The sequence below is a fragment of the Acinetobacter sp. Colony158 genome (assembly GCF_019264745.1).
Taxonomy (GTDB): domain Bacteria; phylum Pseudomonadota; class Gammaproteobacteria; order Pseudomonadales; family Moraxellaceae; genus Acinetobacter; species Acinetobacter ursingii.
Window position 1 is genome coordinate 341,483 of the sequence record NZ_CP078523.1, and the last position, 15,150, is coordinate 356,632.

The window sequence follows — 15,150 nt, forward strand, 5'->3', positions numbered from 1 at the left end:
AGCACAAGAAATTCTGGATGTAGATCATTACGGTCTCGATGACGTTAAAGATCGCATTGTTGAATACCTTGCTGTTCAATCACGTGTGAAAAAACTCCGTGGTCCTATTCTTTGTCTAGTTGGTCCTCCGGGTGTAGGTAAAACCTCACTAGGTGAATCGGTTGCTAAAGCAACAGGTCGTGAGTTTATACGTATGGCGCTAGGTGGCGTGCGTGATGAAGCTGAGATTCGTGGTCATCGTCGTACTTACATCGGTGCGATGCCAGGTAAAATTGTGCAGTCTTTAACAAAAGTCGGTGTGAAGAATCCATTATTCTTGCTCGACGAAATTGACAAGATGGCACAGGATTATCGTGGTGATCCTGCTTCTGCCCTGCTCGAAGTTCTGGATCCATCACAAAACAGCAAGTTTAACGATCACTATCTTGATCTTGATTTGGACTTGTCAGAAGTGATGTTTATCTGTACAGCGAACAGCATGAATATTCCGGAAGCGCTGCTGGATCGTATGGAAGTCATTCGCTTACCGGGTTATACCGAGGAAGAGAAAGTTAATATTGCTGAACGTTACCTCGTTCCTAAAGCAATTAAAGACAATGGCTTACGTAGTAGTGAATTGACCGTTCATGAAGAAGCAATTCGAGACATCGTTCGTCGCTACACACGTGAAGCGGGTGTGCGTAGTTTAGAGCGTGAAGTTTCTAAAATTGCACGCAAAGTGGTGAAAGAAGCGGTGAGCAAGAAGTCGAAAAACTTGCACATTGATGTCACTGGTGAAAATCTGCCAGATTACTTAGGTGCGCATAAATTTGACTACGGCATGGCTGAAGATGAAGCTCAAGTCGGTCGCGTTAATGGCTTGGCATGGACTTCTGTCGGTGGTGAGTTATTGACTATCGAAGTGGCAGCAGTCAAAGGTAAAGGTAAATTCATTACTACAGGTTCGCTTGGTGATGTAATGAAAGAATCGATTACCGCTGCAATGACCGTGGTTCGTACTCGTGCAGATGAACTGGGAATCGAAGCATCTCGTTTTGAAGAAACTGATGTCCATGTTCACTTGCCTGAAGGTGCAACACCAAAAGATGGCCCTTCTGCTGGATTGGCATTAACAACCGCATTGGTTTCTGCATTTACTGGGATTCCAATCCGCGCTGATATTGCCATGACTGGTGAAACCTCTTTACGTGGTAATGCACTTCGTATTGGTGGCTTGAAAGAAAAACTTTTGGCAGCACACCGTGGCGGAATTAAGTTGGTATTTATTCCGCAAGATAACGTCCGTGATTTGGCTGAAATTCCAGATAATGTCAAAGAAGGTCTGGAAATTAAAGCCGTGAAAAGCATCGATGAGATTCTGCCGCTAGCTTTAACTGAACAACCCAAACCATTGGCAAAAACGCCGATCGTAAAACCAGTTGAAGAGTCAAAAGCTGCACGTCATTAATCTCATACTATGTCAATCAAAAAGAGAGCTCAGGCCACTGCTGTCCCATACTTAGAGTTAAATAAAAAAACCTGAGTCCAAAGTAGTTAAAATATAAGTGCGAACAAACACTTCAACTACAAGGATTCAGGTTTTGTCACATCAGAATACTGTATTTCATCAATTACTCAAACCCATTTTAAGACAAGATTTTGAACGTCTGGCTAAACTGCACCACTCTGGGCAAAAATTAAGATCAGCCACCCGCTGGGATCAATTTATTGCTATTTTGATGTCCCAACTTTCCTGTAGGCAAAGTCTGAGAGATATTCAATCCAATCTCGAATCCCAGCAGGAAAAGCTCTATCATCTTGGCGCGAAAAGAATTGCGCGAAGCACCTTAGCAAGACTCAATAAAGAACAGCCCGCCAGCCTGTATCAGCAATTGTTCACGCAGCTGCTTCAGCACTGTGAAAACTCTAAAACTGCACATAAATTTAGATTCAAGAATCCTCTGTATTCACTAGATGCCAGTCATATTGATCTTTCACTGTCATTGTGTGAGTGGGCAAAAGTGCATGAATCCAAAGCCAGTATTAAACTAAGTGTTGGCTTAAATCACAGCAATACCATTCCTGAATTTGTAGCGCTTGGGAATGGTATTGAAAATGATATGGTGCAAGGCAGAGCATTTAAATTTCCTGCTGGCAGCATTATCGTCTTTGATAAAGGATATGTTGATTATCAATGGTTTGCTCAGTTGACACATCAGAAAGTCAGCTTCGTAACTCGGCTACGCCCAAAGACAGTTTATCAAGTTAAATCAAGCCGCAGCGTATTAGCGACTAAAGGCATTATTGCGGATGAATATATTGAATTAAGCAGTGCGCATGCCAAGAAAAGAGGCGCACCTAAGTTATTAAGACGTATAGAATTTTATGATACAGATAAGAAAAGAACATTCGAATTTCTGAGCAACAACTTTCATCTGGCAGCATCCACGATTGCTGCAATTTATAAAGACCGCTGGAAGATTGAGTTATTCTTTAAAGCCATCAAGCAGAATTTAAAACTGAAGTCATTTCTAGGTCGAAGCCGCAATGCAATACTAACGCAAATATGGATTGCATTAATCGCCTATTTGCTTGTGAACTTCGCTAAACACATGGCACAAGAAGAATGGAGTGTTCAGCGTTTACTGCGAATTATTCAGGTTAATTTATTTGAAAGGAAACTTTTAAGGTCACTCTTTGTGCCTGATAAAAAATGGCGAAAACAAGAAGAACCTCAATTGAGGTTCTTCTTGTGATATTTGTGGGACAGCAGTGAGCTCAGGCTCTCTTTTTTACATTCATTAGGTTGAAAATTGATCAATTAACCCCATAATAAAAGTAACAATTCATCATTTTCACTTGTTGAATTTAGTCTGGTCATCTGATTCTCCAGACAGATGACCTTTTAACCGCAGCCCCTTCACGCTTTTTGTGGGCTGCGTTTTTTTAATGTACTTAGTTTTTTGTCTAAGGCTTAATCATTCAAATAGATACAATTACAATCGACATGAAGCCCGCTAAGATCCTCGTTATACTTAGATTTGTTCGCATTGTGCATCGAGCCATATTATGAAAATTCGCATCCTCACGATTGGTCAGAAAATGCCAGCTTGGGTACTCACGGGTTTTGAAGATTATTTCAAACGTATCCAACCTTTTGTGCAGACTCAAGTGATTGAGCTCCCAATGGCGAAACGTGGAAAAAATGATTCAGAAGCCGATATTTTAAAATATTGCCAAATTGAAGGTGAAAGTATTCTGAATACACTCAAACCGAATGAAACTCTAATTGCACTGGAAGTTGGCGGACGGGAGCTAAGCACAGAAAAACTTGCAGAGACGATGAAGTCATGGATGCTGGAAGGCAATGATGTAGCTTTAGCCATTGGTGGTCCAGATGGATTATCTGATCAAGTCCGTCAAGCTGCTGCTTGGCATTGGTCTTTATCTAAACTCACGATGCCACACCCGATGGTTCGGATTTTATTGATTGAGCAACTGTATCGAGCCATGAGCATCAACCACAATCATCCTTATCATCGCGCTTGATGCATCGTTTGAGACAAAATTATCAAACTAAAACGTTATATGTTTGGCAAGATAAATTGATATTTGTATGAGGTAAACAGCATGAATTTACAAACACTTCCCGGGCTATTTATCTCTCATGGTTCACCTATGCTTGCGCTGGATCCTGAACAAGTCGGGCCAGCTTTACACCGCTTGAGTTTTAATTTACCTAAACCTCAAGCGATTATCATCATGTCTGCACACTGGGAAAGTCAGTCTCTGGAAATCAGTACTTCAACGCGTCCACAAACATGGCATGATTTTCGTGGCTTTCCCAAAGAACTCTATCAAATTCATTACCCTGCGCCAGGTCAACCAGAACTGGCTGAGGAAATTTTAAAATTACTGGCCGAACAACATATTCCTGCTCATGCCAATAGCACCCGACCACGTGATCATGGAGTCTGGATGCCGTTATTGCATATGTATCCTGAGGCGGATATACCCGTAATTGAAATTTCATTGCCGATGAACATGAATGCAGATGAAATTTATCAAATTGGCAAAGTCCTTGCTCCGTTACGCGAACGCCAAATTCTCTTAATTGGTTCAGGCAGCATCACCCATAATTTGGCAGAATTATCATGGGATGGAAATGCTCAACATGTTCCCGAATGGGCTTCTTCTTTTCGTAATTACGTGGTGAATAAACTGACTCATCAAGATTATGATGCTGTGCTGAATTGGCCAGATATTCCATACGTTGAACGTAACCATCCCACTCTGGAACATTTTGCTCCTTTATTTTTTGCGATGGGAACAGGTAATCGTTTTTCGATTGTACATAGTAGTTTTTCTATGGGTGCACTAGGCATGGATATTTATCGGTTTGACTAACTTTGACGAATAGAACTCTCATTCCTCTTTCTTAAATCTTGATTAATTTAGCAAAATACTTAGTGTAGTCATTGTTGCAAAATAGATACAATCTGAAACTTAAAGCTCTCATTGTCCTTATTTTATTTCCCCAATAATCCATTAACATACAATCTGTTAAAGTAAATATTGTACACTTGCATGAAAATCAAATACTTAATCCTTGCTCTTTTACCTTTTTCAATTGTGGCATGCCAATCTGTACATCAGAACTCTGCTCCTGTCACTGTGAATGCAGAAAAACAAATGAACGCAAATAAAATTTTGAGTGCTTATACTTGGAGCTACCAGCCTGAAGGTACGCCTCGCCCAATTCAGTTAAATTTCTCAGAAAATCGTCTGAATATTATTACAGGCTGTAATAATCAAGGTGGCTCTTGGAAAGTCGAAAATCACCAATTGATCACTTCCTCCCTTGTTTCAACCATGAAAGCCTGTGAACCTGCACTGATGAAGAATGAGCAATTCTCAAGCAACCTATTTAACGATCAACAGAATAAATTTGAACTCAATACTGCATCGGTTGAACAGCCACGCTTAACCATTATTGCATCAAATGGTCAGAAATATGAGTTTGAAGGCAGCATGACGCCTGAGACTAAATATCAGTCTCAAGGTGAAATTATTTTCTTGGAAATTTCTCCAGAAACCAAACAATGTACTGGCGTAGGCCCACAAACCTGCTTACAGGTTCGTGAAATTAAATACGACAACAAAGGCATTAAAACTCAAGTCGATAAAGACTGGACTTTATTTTATGATCAGATCGAAGGCTATCAGCACCGTGATGATCAACGTGTGATTATTCGTGTTAAACGTTACGAACGCAAAAACCCTGCGGCTGATCAGTCAAAATATGCTTATGTGCATGATATGACCGTTGAACAAGAAATCGTAAAGAAACCATAAATCCTTAACGGATTCAAAAAATCCGATGCACTTCACTTTGCATCGGATTTTTCATTTAAAATATATGAATGATTTTAAAAGACACCTTGTGCCAGCATGGCATCCGCCACTTTTACAAAACCTGCAATGTTGGCGCCATCTACATAATTCACTGAACCATCCTTTCTGGTTCCATACTTGACACAGTTGGCATGAATATCTTTCATAATTAGATGTAAACGCTCATCAACTTCGGCATGTGACCACGATAGACGAATCGCATTTTGCGACATCTCTAAGCCTGAGGTTGCAACGCCACCCGCATTTGAGGCCTTACCCGGGGCGTATAAAATTTTAGCTTGGATAAATTTTTCCACCGCCCCCAGCGTTGAAGGCATATTTGCGCCTTCTGCCACACAGATGACCCCATTTTGAATGAGAGTCACGGCATCCTCAGCATTTAATTCATTTTGAGTGGCACATGGCAAAGCAATATCGACTGGAATATGCCACGGTGTTTTTCCTTCAAAATATTCAAAACCATGTTTAGACGCAAACTCAGAAATACGACCACGCTTTATATTTTTGAGTTGCATGACTTCAGCAAGCAACTCATCATTAAAGCCATTTTTTAGATAAACTGTGCCGTTAGAATCAGACAACGTCACTACTTTTGCCCCTAAGAACATGGCTTTTTCGGCAGCGAACTGCGCAACATTACCTGATCCTGAAATCGCAACCGTTTTACCCTGAAAATGTGTACCCTGAGTTTTTAACATTTCTTCTGCAAAATAAACCGTGCCATAACCTGTTGCTTCAGGACGCATCAAACTTCCGCCAAAAGAAACACCTTTGCCTGTAAATACAGATGAGGTGTTATTACTCAGCTTTTTCATCATGCCTGCCATATAGCCAACTTCACGGCCACCTACCCCAATATCACCCGCAGGGATATCGGTATCTGACCCCAAATGACGATAAAGCTCAATCATGAGTGCCTGACAAAAACGCATAATTTCGCCTTCAGATTTTCCTTTAGGATCAAAATCTGAACCGCCTTTGCCGCCTCCCATTGGAAGTGTGGTTAATGCATTTTTGAATGTCTGCTCAAAACCCAAAAATTTTAAGATAGATAAATTCACCGAAGGATGAAAACGCATACCGCCTTTAAAAGGTCCAATCGCAGAATTATATTGCACACGAAAAGCACGGTTAACTTGCGTTTGTCCCTGATCATCCATCCAAGCTACGCGAAACTGGATGGCACGTTCAGGCTCAATTAAACGTTCTAACAAAGCATAATTTGCATATTCTGGATTTTTTTCAATAAATGGCCACACACTCATCATGACTTCTTCTACAGCTTGCAAGAATTCTGGTTGGTGTGGATCCCGTACTTTTACGGCGTTTAGGAAGTCGTTAAGGCTAGTATATTTCAACGCTTCATCCTCAGTAATAAATGATTCAATATTGTGCAAATTTCTCAAAAGATGATAAATTTTAGAGCAACTGATTAAATAATGTTTATAAAATAATCTCAATCTTTATTTTATAAATTATTAAAATATTTTAATTCAAAGCATTATGGTTGGAATTAAACTTTAAGACAGATCACTCCAAAATAAATTTGAATTATTTTAGTGCATTTATGGCGCTAAAATAGATCAATATACTCACCTATATTTCATGCTAAAATATTGCGCTGGTTTGTACACCACATTTACTGCGTCTATTTTATCTTTTTCTTTAGTTTGCCAAATCCATGAATGCTGCTATTACGCTAATCCGCGAAGTCGATGCCCTTTTGCCCCAAACCCAGTGTGGTTTATGTGGACATCGTGATGGATGTTTACCTTATGCAAAGTCGATTGTAGAAGGTGAGGATGCCAATAAATGTATTCCAGGCGGACAGCCTGTCGCTGATGCGCTTGCGATGCGACTAAAACGCCCTCGATTGCAAGCAGAAGCCAGTGTCTGGCCCATTCAGGCAGACGGACGTCCGCAACGCATGAAAGCGATTATTCGTGAAGATGAATGTATCGGCTGCACCAAATGTATTAATGCCTGCCCTGTAGATGCGATCATTGGCAGTGGAAAACTCATGCATAGTGTCCTCAGTGACTTATGTACAGGTTGCGAACTCTGTATTCCACCTTGCCCAGTCGATTGTATCGATCTGGTTGAAGATACTCAGCCCTTATTAACAGATATCCAGAGACAACAAGAGCAAAACGATCTACGACAACGTTACTATGCACATATTCAACGCGAAGAGCACCAACGTTTAACGCGTAAAGGACCTATTGTTCGTGCTGAAATTGATACTGAACTTTTCGCTCAGTTTTCTCGTGCTGTTGAAGAAGTACCTGTGATTAAATTAATTGAAGATCAGGCAAAAATACCCACTACATTAGATGCTAAAACCACAATCGAACTGGCAAAACTACGCACTCAAATCAAAAAGCTGGAAAAACAACTCAGCGTCCGTCCAGATCCAGTAAAACAGCAGCAATTGGATCAATTGCAACAACGCTTAGATGAAATTCAGGAGCTTTAAATGCCAGTGAAGAACATGACAAAAAAGCAGATTCAAACCTTTTTTGAACGTTTACGTGAGCAACGACCACATCCGCAAACGGAGCTAAACTATTCTTCCCCTTTTGAATTGCTCATCGCAGTGATGCTCTCGGCACAAGCGACCGATGTTAGTGTCAATAAAGCCACCGATAAACTCTATCTTGTTGCCAATACCCCCGCACAAATTTATGCATTAGGCGTTGAGGGGCTGAAGCACTATATTAAAACCATTGGTTTATATAATGCCAAAGCTGAAAATGTGATTAAGACCTGTCAAATTTTACTGGAAAAACATCAAGGCGAAGTTCCTCAAACACGAGCTGAATTAGAAGCACTGCCTGGTGTTGGACGTAAAACCGCAAATGTCGTCTTAAATACAGCTTTTGGTCAACCTACAATGGCAGTTGATACCCACATCTTTCGCGTTGGCAATCGCACTGGTTTGGCCGTTGGAAAAAATGTACTTGAAGTAGAGCATCGATTGATTAAGGTGATTCCTAAAGAATTTATAGTCGATGCGCATCACTGGTTAATCTTACACGGTCGTTATTGCTGTATAGCTCGTAAGCCTAAATGTAATGAATGTGTGGTGTCAGATGTCTGTAACTGGCCTGAGCGGTTTGAATTTGGCGCCGCCAAAAACAGTGCTATGAAGCCATAAGACTTATTTGGTTTGTTTGTTTTGAGGGGATCGCAAATGATCTTTTTGCACAGACTGACTTGGTGATTTTTCCTGTGCTTCCTGCTGTTGGACACGACGCAGCATTTTATAGCTGATATAGACTAAATAACTGAGTCCAATTAAGCTTAAAATCACCAAAAGTACTAAAGCGATTTTCAAAATTATCGACCTAAAAAAACAAAAAGAGCCCTATCATAACAGAGCTCTTTCAAAACGAATAATCAGACTTATTTTATTTGGTCTAAAATTGCAAACAAATCTTGTTGTACGTCTTCAATTTTACGTAAACCATCGAGCTTGTCATAAGTCGGAGCATTTTCGCCTGAAGCTGCACGCTCTTCGTAAAAACCAACTAACAACTCAGTCAAAGTATGATAATCAGCCAAACGTTTACGAATGGTTTCTTCCTGATCATCCGCACGTTGAACCAAATCTTCACCTGTCACGTCATCTTTACCGTCCACTTTTGGTGGATTATATTCAATATGATAAACACGACCAGATGCAGGATGCTGACGACGTCCAGATAAACGTTTTACAATCTCTTCATCAGGTACCGCAATTTCAATCACGTGATCAATGGTAATGCCTGCACTTTCCAAAGCTTCTGCCTGTGGAATAGTGCGCGGGAAACCATCAAAGATACAGCCATTCGCACAATCAGGTTGTGCAATGCGCTCTTTTACTAAGCCAATAATTAATTCATCTGAGACCAAACCACCAGATTCCATTACACTTTTAGCTTTAAGGCCGAGTTCAGTACCTTCACGAATTGCAGCACGGAGCATATCACCGGTTGAAATTTGTGGGATATCGTAGCGCTTACAGATCAACTGAGCCTGAGTACCTTTACCTGCTCCAGGTGGTCCGAGTAAAATAATGCGCATAACAAAAAATCCTCATTAAGAACAATTTTCAGAATGTCTTGGACTATGGTTGTATAGACCATACCTACCAACATCTAATTAAATTATAAGAAAGCAACAAATAAGTGGATCGTACCAGCAACAAAACCTGTGACCCCACCTAACACAATCAAAATCCATTCATCTTCCTGAAAGGCAGGGCGCAATAGATTTTGAAATTCTTTCGGTGTTAGTTCACGAATACGATCTCGAAACATTTGAAATATTTTCTGTGCGCGGCTCGCATTAAACGCAGGGTCGCATACAGGCACCATCGTAATTTCAATTGATCGATCAATCAAGTCTGTCTTAAGTTTAGCATATTCACGCGGCCCCAAGGAAAGTTGTAATGAAGTTCTTACCAATGGAGTTTCCATAATTTCATTAATATGCCGCTTGACAATTCGACGGGTTTTGTCCTTCTTAGGGCCATACATCATTTCAGTCATGATGGATTTGAGTGTAATCAGATCTTCTGTCACGACACTGGCAAAGACATCCGAGACTTCTTCCTGACGCTTCATGAAAGCACCCTGAACATTGTAGGTGCCAATGCGCGGCAGGATGGGAACAATCCATGGAAACTTACGATCTTGGGTTAAACGGAAAAACTGTGGATAGCGTACATAGTGCGGTTCTATTGGGTTAAACACCATCCAGATCGCGATCCAGTTGGTTAAAAAGCCCCAGATTGCAGCCCAGAAAGGTACCGTCCAGTGCCACGGTACCAGAAACCAGACCAGCATTTGGAACACACCAAAAAACATCCCAATCAAGGCACTAATATGCCAGATAAAATTGATTTCTTTTTGACCGACTTTTAGGAACATACGTACCATTAAACGACGGTCACCTTCCATCTGGCTGACCACCATTTCCCGCATATTCACAAGTGACTCGACGTTCATGGTCAGCTCAGTCACTAATTCTTTTAATACGCCTGGTAATTGTTTATGTGCTTGAGCATAGATACGACGTTTAATGGAATAAGGCAGGTTTTCCCAAAGTACAGCATTACGATCAATCATGACCTCATCAATCAGATGCTCAAGTTCAAATCCCACCTGCTCACCAATGATTCTTGCCATATCTTCTGGATCCATTGCTTCCAGAAATTCACGTAACGAACCTAATTTGGATAAAGTATTATCGGTAATAATGCCAGAAATACGACCCGCTTTGCGTGGAACAATGCCTTGCCAACCTACGGGTATCGGCCCTAGATGAAAACCCCAAAAAGTAATTGGGTAAAACACCATTTTTAAAGCCATCCACACGTGCGCCCATGTCACAAATGCAGTTACAGGGATAATACTCAAGACCGCCAGATGATCAGGTCGGTTCAAAAAGGTTTGCCATAATTCACTGACGTAATCTAACATCCATTACTCTCATATTTCGTTCTACTTTATGGGCTTTTACATTTTTTAAAGCTATGATTAAACACTACAAACCAATACTTAAGGTATAGGAAACTTGTAATTTAGGTTCGATATCAGCCACCACATCACCATTGGCATTCTTTAACTTCTCTCCAGTGCCAATACCGACACTAAAGGTACTAATTCGTTCTTTATCCAACCAGACGTAAGCAAGATCAACACCGCCACCTAAACGGGTTTTATCATCACCATCAATTTCTTTGCTTTCGATTGACCCTGCATAAACGCCAAAATAATAACCATTTTTGTTCACGCCAGTCAGATAGTAAGGATATCTAAATCCAATCTGTCCACCCACATTATGGTCATTGTTGAGATAAGCACCCAGTTTTGCATAGGTAATGCCATAAGGATTGACCCATTCACCATTTAGATGGACTAGCTTTTGTGTAAAGCCAGCACCTGCATTCCATGTTGATGCACTTCCCTCGGTAAGTTTTGCTTCAGGTTTAAAACGACTGTCATCGGCAAAGGAAAACTGACTAAGTGCAAGAAGCATGACCAAGGGATATATTTTTTTCATTATTTTCTCCATGTGTCCCTAATTATCTGATTTAGGGGATTCCGCTCATCCGTTTGGTGACTTTAACAGAATTATTTTCGTTCTTATATACAGCACATTACAATTTTAATGTCTACAAGGTCAAAAAACGTCACTAAATTTATTTCGTGAATAATTTAAAAATATCCAAAATTCTGACGACGAATGAGTTAAACTTGTCGGCTATTTTTGTGGTCTGCTTTGTCAAGTCAGTTAGGTATGAAACAGCACTTTCCTTTAAAAGATAATCAGCAAGAAAAGCGCATTTATCGAGGGCGAATCTTTTTTGCCATTGGACTGGTTTGCTGCTGTTTGTTATTGCTCTTAAGTCGTTATGCTTATTTGCAAATTGTACATTACGACGAGTTTTCAACTGCTTCTGATAAAAACCGTATCCGCTTACAGCCTCTTGCACCCGCGCGGGGATATATTTATGACCGCAATGGCGTTTTGCTTGCAGATAATTACCCTGTATTTACGGCAACGCTAAGTAAAGCAGATATTGAAGATATGGATGGTACAGTTACACAACTGATCCCTATTTTAAATCTTTCCCAAGAAGATGTAGACCGCTTTAAGTCGCGTATCAAAACTGCACGTAAAACCGAACGGGTTTCAATTAAGCTGAATCTGACTGAAACTGATATCGCCAAATTCAGTGAAGTGAAATACAAATTTCCAGGAGTGCGCATTGAAACGCAAATGACGCGTTACTACCCACATGGCGATTTATTTGCGCACGTGATTGGTTATGTCGGACGAATTAATGACAAAGAATTAAAATCAATTAATAGTGATATTTACGCAGGAACCAACCTGATTGGAAAAATCGGGGTAGAAAAAACCTACGAAGATTTGCTACATGGAACTCCCGGTTATGAATCGATCGAAGCCGATGCTCATGGTAATGTACTCAGACATTTAGGTCGCAAAGAATCGACTCGTGGTAATGATTTATATTTATCTATAGATTATGGTTTACAAGTGGTTGCTGCCGAACAACTGGCAGATAAACGTGGTGCAATTGTGGCAATCGATCCGCGTACTGGTGAAATTTTGGCATTGGTGTCAAGTCCAAGTTTCAATCCTAACCTCTTTGTTACAGGCATTAGCAGTACAGATTATAGTGCTCTACGTGATAATCTGGATCAGCCCCTCTATAACCGTGCAGTCCAAGGTGCTTATCCACCGGGATCCACCATTAAGCCCATGGAAGCGATGGGCGGCATTCATTATGGTTTAGTCGATTGGGCAACCACCATTAATGATCCGGGTTATTTCCATCTTCCTGGTGATTCGCATAAATTCCGCGACTGGAAAAAAACAGGTCATGGTGTAGTCAATATGCACAAAGCCATTATTCAATCGTGCGATACCTATTTTTATGTACTGTCCTACCAAATGGGCATTGAGCGTATGAATGACTGGATGCGCCAATTTGGTTTCGGTGAAAAAACTGGCGTTGATTTACCCAGTGAAAGTACAGGTTTATACCCAAGTCCTGAATGGAAGATGCGTACTCGCAAAAGCAAATGGCTAAAAGGCGAAACCATTTCTGTCAGTATTGGTCAGGGGGCATTTACAGCGACCCCACTTCAGTTAGCGATGGCAACTGCAATTACCGCCAATCATGGTGCGCATGTCACGCCGCATGTATTACGTGCCACACGTGGTGCAAAAAAATATGAAGTTCATAATGCGCCTGATGGAAAGATTAATTTTAATGGTACTGAACAAGACTGGCTCAACATGCGCGATGCCATGATTGATGTCGTGCAATCAGGTACAGGTCGTGGGATTCGTACACCGCTTTATCAAATTGCAGGAAAAACAGGTACAGCTCAGGTTAAGAGTATTGCACAGGGTAAACGTTATAACGAATCGATACTGACACAGCGCCAACTGGATCACGGTTTATTTGTCGGGTTTGCCCCTGCTGAGAATCCTGAAATTGCCATTGCAGTGGTGTGGGAAAATGGTCGTCACGGTGGTTCAGCCGCGCAACTTGCCAAGCCTGTGTTTGATTATTGGTTGGTCAATCGTAAAAAAGAGCAAATTCGTCCCGCAAATCATCAAATCAGTGGCGGTTTAATGACCGCTGGCATTAAGCCGGGCGAGCTTCCAAGTGGTGCTTTACTTGAAGCGGATCCTAATGCTAATCCAAACAAGAAAAAGCCTGAGCAACCATCACCAGCAGCATCCACGCCGACACCTTCACCTGTTGCCAATAACGCTGAGGTGACTGAATAATGAAAAATCAGCTCAGAATTATTGGCGGTGAATGGAAACGTCGTGTATTACCTTTTGCGAGTATAAATGGATTACGCCCTACACCAGATCGCGTCCGTGAAACGCTCTTTAACTGGTTAATGTGGGATATTCCAAATGCTACGGTTTTAGATGTCTGTACAGGTTCAGGTGCATTAGCATTTGAAGCTTTGTCGCGTGGCGCGAGTTCTGTTTTGATGATTGAACCTGATTCAACTCAGGCTAAAATACTCAATCAAAATATTCAGCTTCTCAATGCACAGCATTGTGAATTAAAAGTGGCGACTGCACAGTACATCTTACCCAAGCTCAATCAACAGTTTGATGTGGTCTTTCTTGATCCACCATATGCGCTGGAACTCTGGCAAGAACTTTCTATTTTGATAGATCCGCTATTAAAAAATCAGGCCTATATTTATGTCGAGGCGGACCGTGATCTTCGTCTGCTAGAACTTCCTGCTTCATGGCAATTAGTTAAATCCACTAAAGCAGGCACCGTTCGCGCGGGACTTTTCCAAAAAACATAATTTATTCTGATAGAAATAGAAAATGAGATAAAACAGCTATGCAATCATGGTCATTGTTTTTAGTCGGTGCGTGTATTGCAGGTTTTATTCAGGGCCTGACAGGTTTTGCCTTTGCACTGGTCGCCATGTCTTTTTGGGTGTGGGCTTTGCCACCTCAACTCGCTGCTCCATTGGTGGTATTTGCTTCCCTTTGGTGTCACATCATTGCGCTGAGTAAGGAACGTCCACATCAGCTTGGTATCTCTCTGGTTATTCCTTATATCATCGCAGGTTTAATTGGCGTTCCTTTAGGAAGTTATCTTTTACATCAGATCAATGCGGAAACATTTAAACTGATTTTAGGTGTTTTTTTGCTGATCTGGTGCCCTATCATGTACTTAGCTCCAGAATTTAAGTCATTAAAACGTTTAAGCAAAAAAACTGATGCAGTGATTGGCTTTTTGGGTGGTGTATTGGGTGGACTCGGTGGTTTTTGTGGATCTTTACCCTCTGCATGGGTGATGCTCAAGGGTTTAAATAAAATTGAACAACGATACATTCTCAGGCATTTTAATTTTGCGATTCAGCTTTTTACTTTTGCAGTTTATATATTTCAGGGAACGGTACAGCTCAATCAATGGCCGTATATTATGGTATTAATGATCAGCGTCACCATTCCTGCAATCTTGGGTTCACAGCTATTTTATAAAGTTTCAGAAAAACAATTTAAGCATATCGTGCTGTCTTTATTATTTGCCTCAGGTACATTTTTAGTGATTTCAACTGTAATTTAACATTTACTTTATTGTGGACGATCGTAAGCGTCCGCTGAATCCCATGCCTATTTTTTAATTTGAGTTGGATTTCCAGCGGTGTGGCAGTAATTCTTCTATTTGGGTCACTTTATGTGTCGGCA

Annotated in this window: 15 protein-coding genes; 10 read left to right on the plus strand and 5 right to left on the minus strand. The window is 40.9% G+C overall.

Annotation, left to right across the window (positions count from 1 at the left end):
* From lon to JR005_RS00995, 5 genes are all read left to right on the plus strand, one after another.
* Nucleotides 1-1,447: endopeptidase La (gene lon, locus JR005_RS00975; RefSeq protein WP_218665412.1), on the plus strand; the 1,447-nt coding region annotated here is incomplete at its 5' end.
* A gap of 133 nt (nucleotides 1,448-1,580) precedes the next feature.
* The gene (locus JR005_RS00980; RefSeq protein ID WP_218665413.1) at nucleotides 1,581-2,735 is read left to right on the plus strand and encodes an IS4 family transposase; all 1,155 of its coding nucleotides are present in this window, start codon (nucleotides 1,581-1,583) and stop codon (nucleotides 2,733-2,735) included.
* Between the two features lie 313 nt (nucleotides 2,736-3,048).
* Nucleotides 3,049-3,528 (plus strand): 23S rRNA (pseudouridine(1915)-N(3))-methyltransferase RlmH, encoded by a 480-nt coding sequence (gene rlmH / locus JR005_RS00985; protein ID WP_005003120.1) that lies wholly within the window; start codon nucleotides 3,049-3,051, stop codon nucleotides 3,526-3,528.
* Between the two features lie 81 nt (nucleotides 3,529-3,609).
* Complete coding sequence (locus JR005_RS00990) at nucleotides 3,610-4,386, plus strand: dioxygenase (protein WP_004996395.1); 777 nt, start codon at nucleotides 3,610-3,612, stop codon at nucleotides 4,384-4,386.
* A gap of 180 nt (nucleotides 4,387-4,566) precedes the next feature.
* On the plus strand, nucleotides 4,567-5,334 hold the full coding sequence (locus JR005_RS00995; RefSeq protein ID WP_218665414.1) for an META and DUF4377 domain-containing protein: 768 nt from the start codon (nucleotides 4,567-4,569) through the stop codon (nucleotides 5,332-5,334).
* Between the two features lie 74 nt (nucleotides 5,335-5,408).
* Here the strand turns inward: JR005_RS00995 and gdhA are convergent, their stop codons facing one another.
* Nucleotides 5,409-6,812 (minus strand): NADP-specific glutamate dehydrogenase, encoded by a 1,404-nt coding sequence (gene gdhA / locus JR005_RS01000; RefSeq protein WP_228731777.1) that lies wholly within the window; start codon nucleotides 6,810-6,812, stop codon nucleotides 5,409-5,411.
* A gap of 263 nt (nucleotides 6,813-7,075) precedes the next feature.
* Between gdhA and JR005_RS01005 the strand changes: the two genes are divergently transcribed.
* Both JR005_RS01005 and nth read left to right on the plus strand, forming a co-directional pair.
* Nucleotides 7,076-7,870: an RnfABCDGE type electron transport complex subunit B gene (locus tag JR005_RS01005; protein ID WP_218665416.1), complete on the plus strand. Its 795-nt coding sequence runs from the start codon at nucleotides 7,076-7,078 to the stop codon at nucleotides 7,868-7,870.
* Nucleotides 7,871-8,551: an endonuclease III gene (nth, locus tag JR005_RS01010; RefSeq protein WP_218665417.1), complete on the plus strand. Its 681-nt coding sequence runs from the start codon at nucleotides 7,871-7,873 to the stop codon at nucleotides 8,549-8,551. It begins immediately after the preceding gene.
* A gap of 3 nt (nucleotides 8,552-8,554) precedes the next feature.
* Here nth and JR005_RS01015 read toward each other — a convergent pair whose 3' ends face one another.
* The 4 genes from JR005_RS01015 to JR005_RS01030 all read right to left on the minus strand — a co-directional run bounded on the left by JR005_RS01015 (nucleotide 8,555) and on the right by JR005_RS01030 (nucleotide 11,442).
* Entirely contained in the window at nucleotides 8,555-8,731 is a 177-nt protein-coding gene (locus tag JR005_RS01015) for a hypothetical protein (protein ID WP_218665418.1), read from the minus strand.
* 68 nt (nucleotides 8,732-8,799) lie between these two features.
* Nucleotides 8,800-9,459 (minus strand): adenylate kinase, encoded by a 660-nt coding sequence (adk, locus tag JR005_RS01020; protein WP_218665419.1) that lies wholly within the window; start codon nucleotides 9,457-9,459, stop codon nucleotides 8,800-8,802.
* Nucleotides 9,460-9,542: 83 nt separating this feature from the next.
* Entirely contained in the window at nucleotides 9,543-10,859 is a 1,317-nt protein-coding gene (locus tag JR005_RS01025) for a hypothetical protein (RefSeq protein ID WP_004990497.1), read from the minus strand.
* 64 nt (nucleotides 10,860-10,923) lie between these two features.
* Nucleotides 10,924-11,442: a hypothetical protein gene (locus JR005_RS01030; RefSeq protein ID WP_218665420.1), complete on the minus strand. Its 519-nt coding sequence runs from the start codon at nucleotides 11,440-11,442 to the stop codon at nucleotides 10,924-10,926.
* A gap of 237 nt (nucleotides 11,443-11,679) precedes the next feature.
* Between JR005_RS01030 and mrdA the strand changes: the two genes are divergently transcribed.
* Genes mrdA through JR005_RS01045 form a run of 3 tightly spaced genes read left to right on the plus strand, consistent with a single transcriptional unit; the run spans nucleotide 11,680 to nucleotide 15,028 of the window.
* Nucleotides 11,680-13,710, plus strand: a complete 2,031-nt coding sequence (gene mrdA / locus JR005_RS01035) for a penicillin-binding protein 2 (protein WP_218665421.1) — start codon at nucleotides 11,680-11,682, stop codon at nucleotides 13,708-13,710.
* Nucleotides 13,710-14,255, plus strand: coding sequence for a 16S rRNA (guanine(966)-N(2))-methyltransferase RsmD (rsmD, locus tag JR005_RS01040; protein WP_218665422.1), 546 nt, complete (start codon nucleotides 13,710-13,712; stop codon nucleotides 14,253-14,255). The genes mrdA and rsmD overlap by 1 nt, the downstream gene beginning before the upstream one ends.
* A 38-nt stretch (nucleotides 14,256-14,293) precedes the next feature.
* The gene (locus JR005_RS01045) at nucleotides 14,294-15,028 is read left to right on the plus strand and encodes a sulfite exporter TauE/SafE family protein (RefSeq protein ID WP_004996372.1); all 735 of its coding nucleotides are present in this window, start codon (nucleotides 14,294-14,296) and stop codon (nucleotides 15,026-15,028) included.
* Nucleotides 15,029-15,150 lie beyond the last annotated feature (122 nt).

Coding starts and splice junctions, on each gene's coding strand:
- JR005_RS01005 (WP_218665416.1), top strand. CDS start 7,076: ATGAATGCTGCTATTACGCTAATCCGCGAAGTCGATGCCCTTTTGCCC.
- JR005_RS01030 (WP_218665420.1), bottom strand. CDS start 11,442: ATGAAAAAAATATATCCCTTGGTCATGCTTCTTGCACTTAGTCAGTTT.
- adk (WP_218665419.1), bottom strand. CDS start 9,459: ATGCGCATTATTTTACTCGGACCACCTGGAGCAGGTAAAGGTACTCAG.
- JR005_RS00995 (WP_218665414.1), top strand. CDS start 4,567: ATGAAAATCAAATACTTAATCCTTGCTCTTTTACCTTTTTCAATTGTG.
- nth (WP_218665417.1), top strand. CDS start 7,871: ATGCCAGTGAAGAACATGACAAAAAAGCAGATTCAAACCTTTTTTGAA.
- rsmD (WP_218665422.1), top strand. CDS start 13,710: ATGAAAAATCAGCTCAGAATTATTGGCGGTGAATGGAAACGTCGTGTA.
- mrdA (WP_218665421.1), top strand. CDS start 11,680: ATGAAACAGCACTTTCCTTTAAAAGATAATCAGCAAGAAAAGCGCATT.
- JR005_RS01045 (WP_004996372.1), top strand. CDS start 14,294: ATGCAATCATGGTCATTGTTTTTAGTCGGTGCGTGTATTGCAGGTTTT.
- rlmH (WP_005003120.1), top strand. CDS start 3,049: ATGAAAATTCGCATCCTCACGATTGGTCAGAAAATGCCAGCTTGGGTA.
- JR005_RS01025 (WP_004990497.1), bottom strand. CDS start 10,859: ATGTTAGATTACGTCAGTGAATTATGGCAAACCTTTTTGAACCGACCT.
- JR005_RS00990 (WP_004996395.1), top strand. CDS start 3,610: ATGAATTTACAAACACTTCCCGGGCTATTTATCTCTCATGGTTCACCT.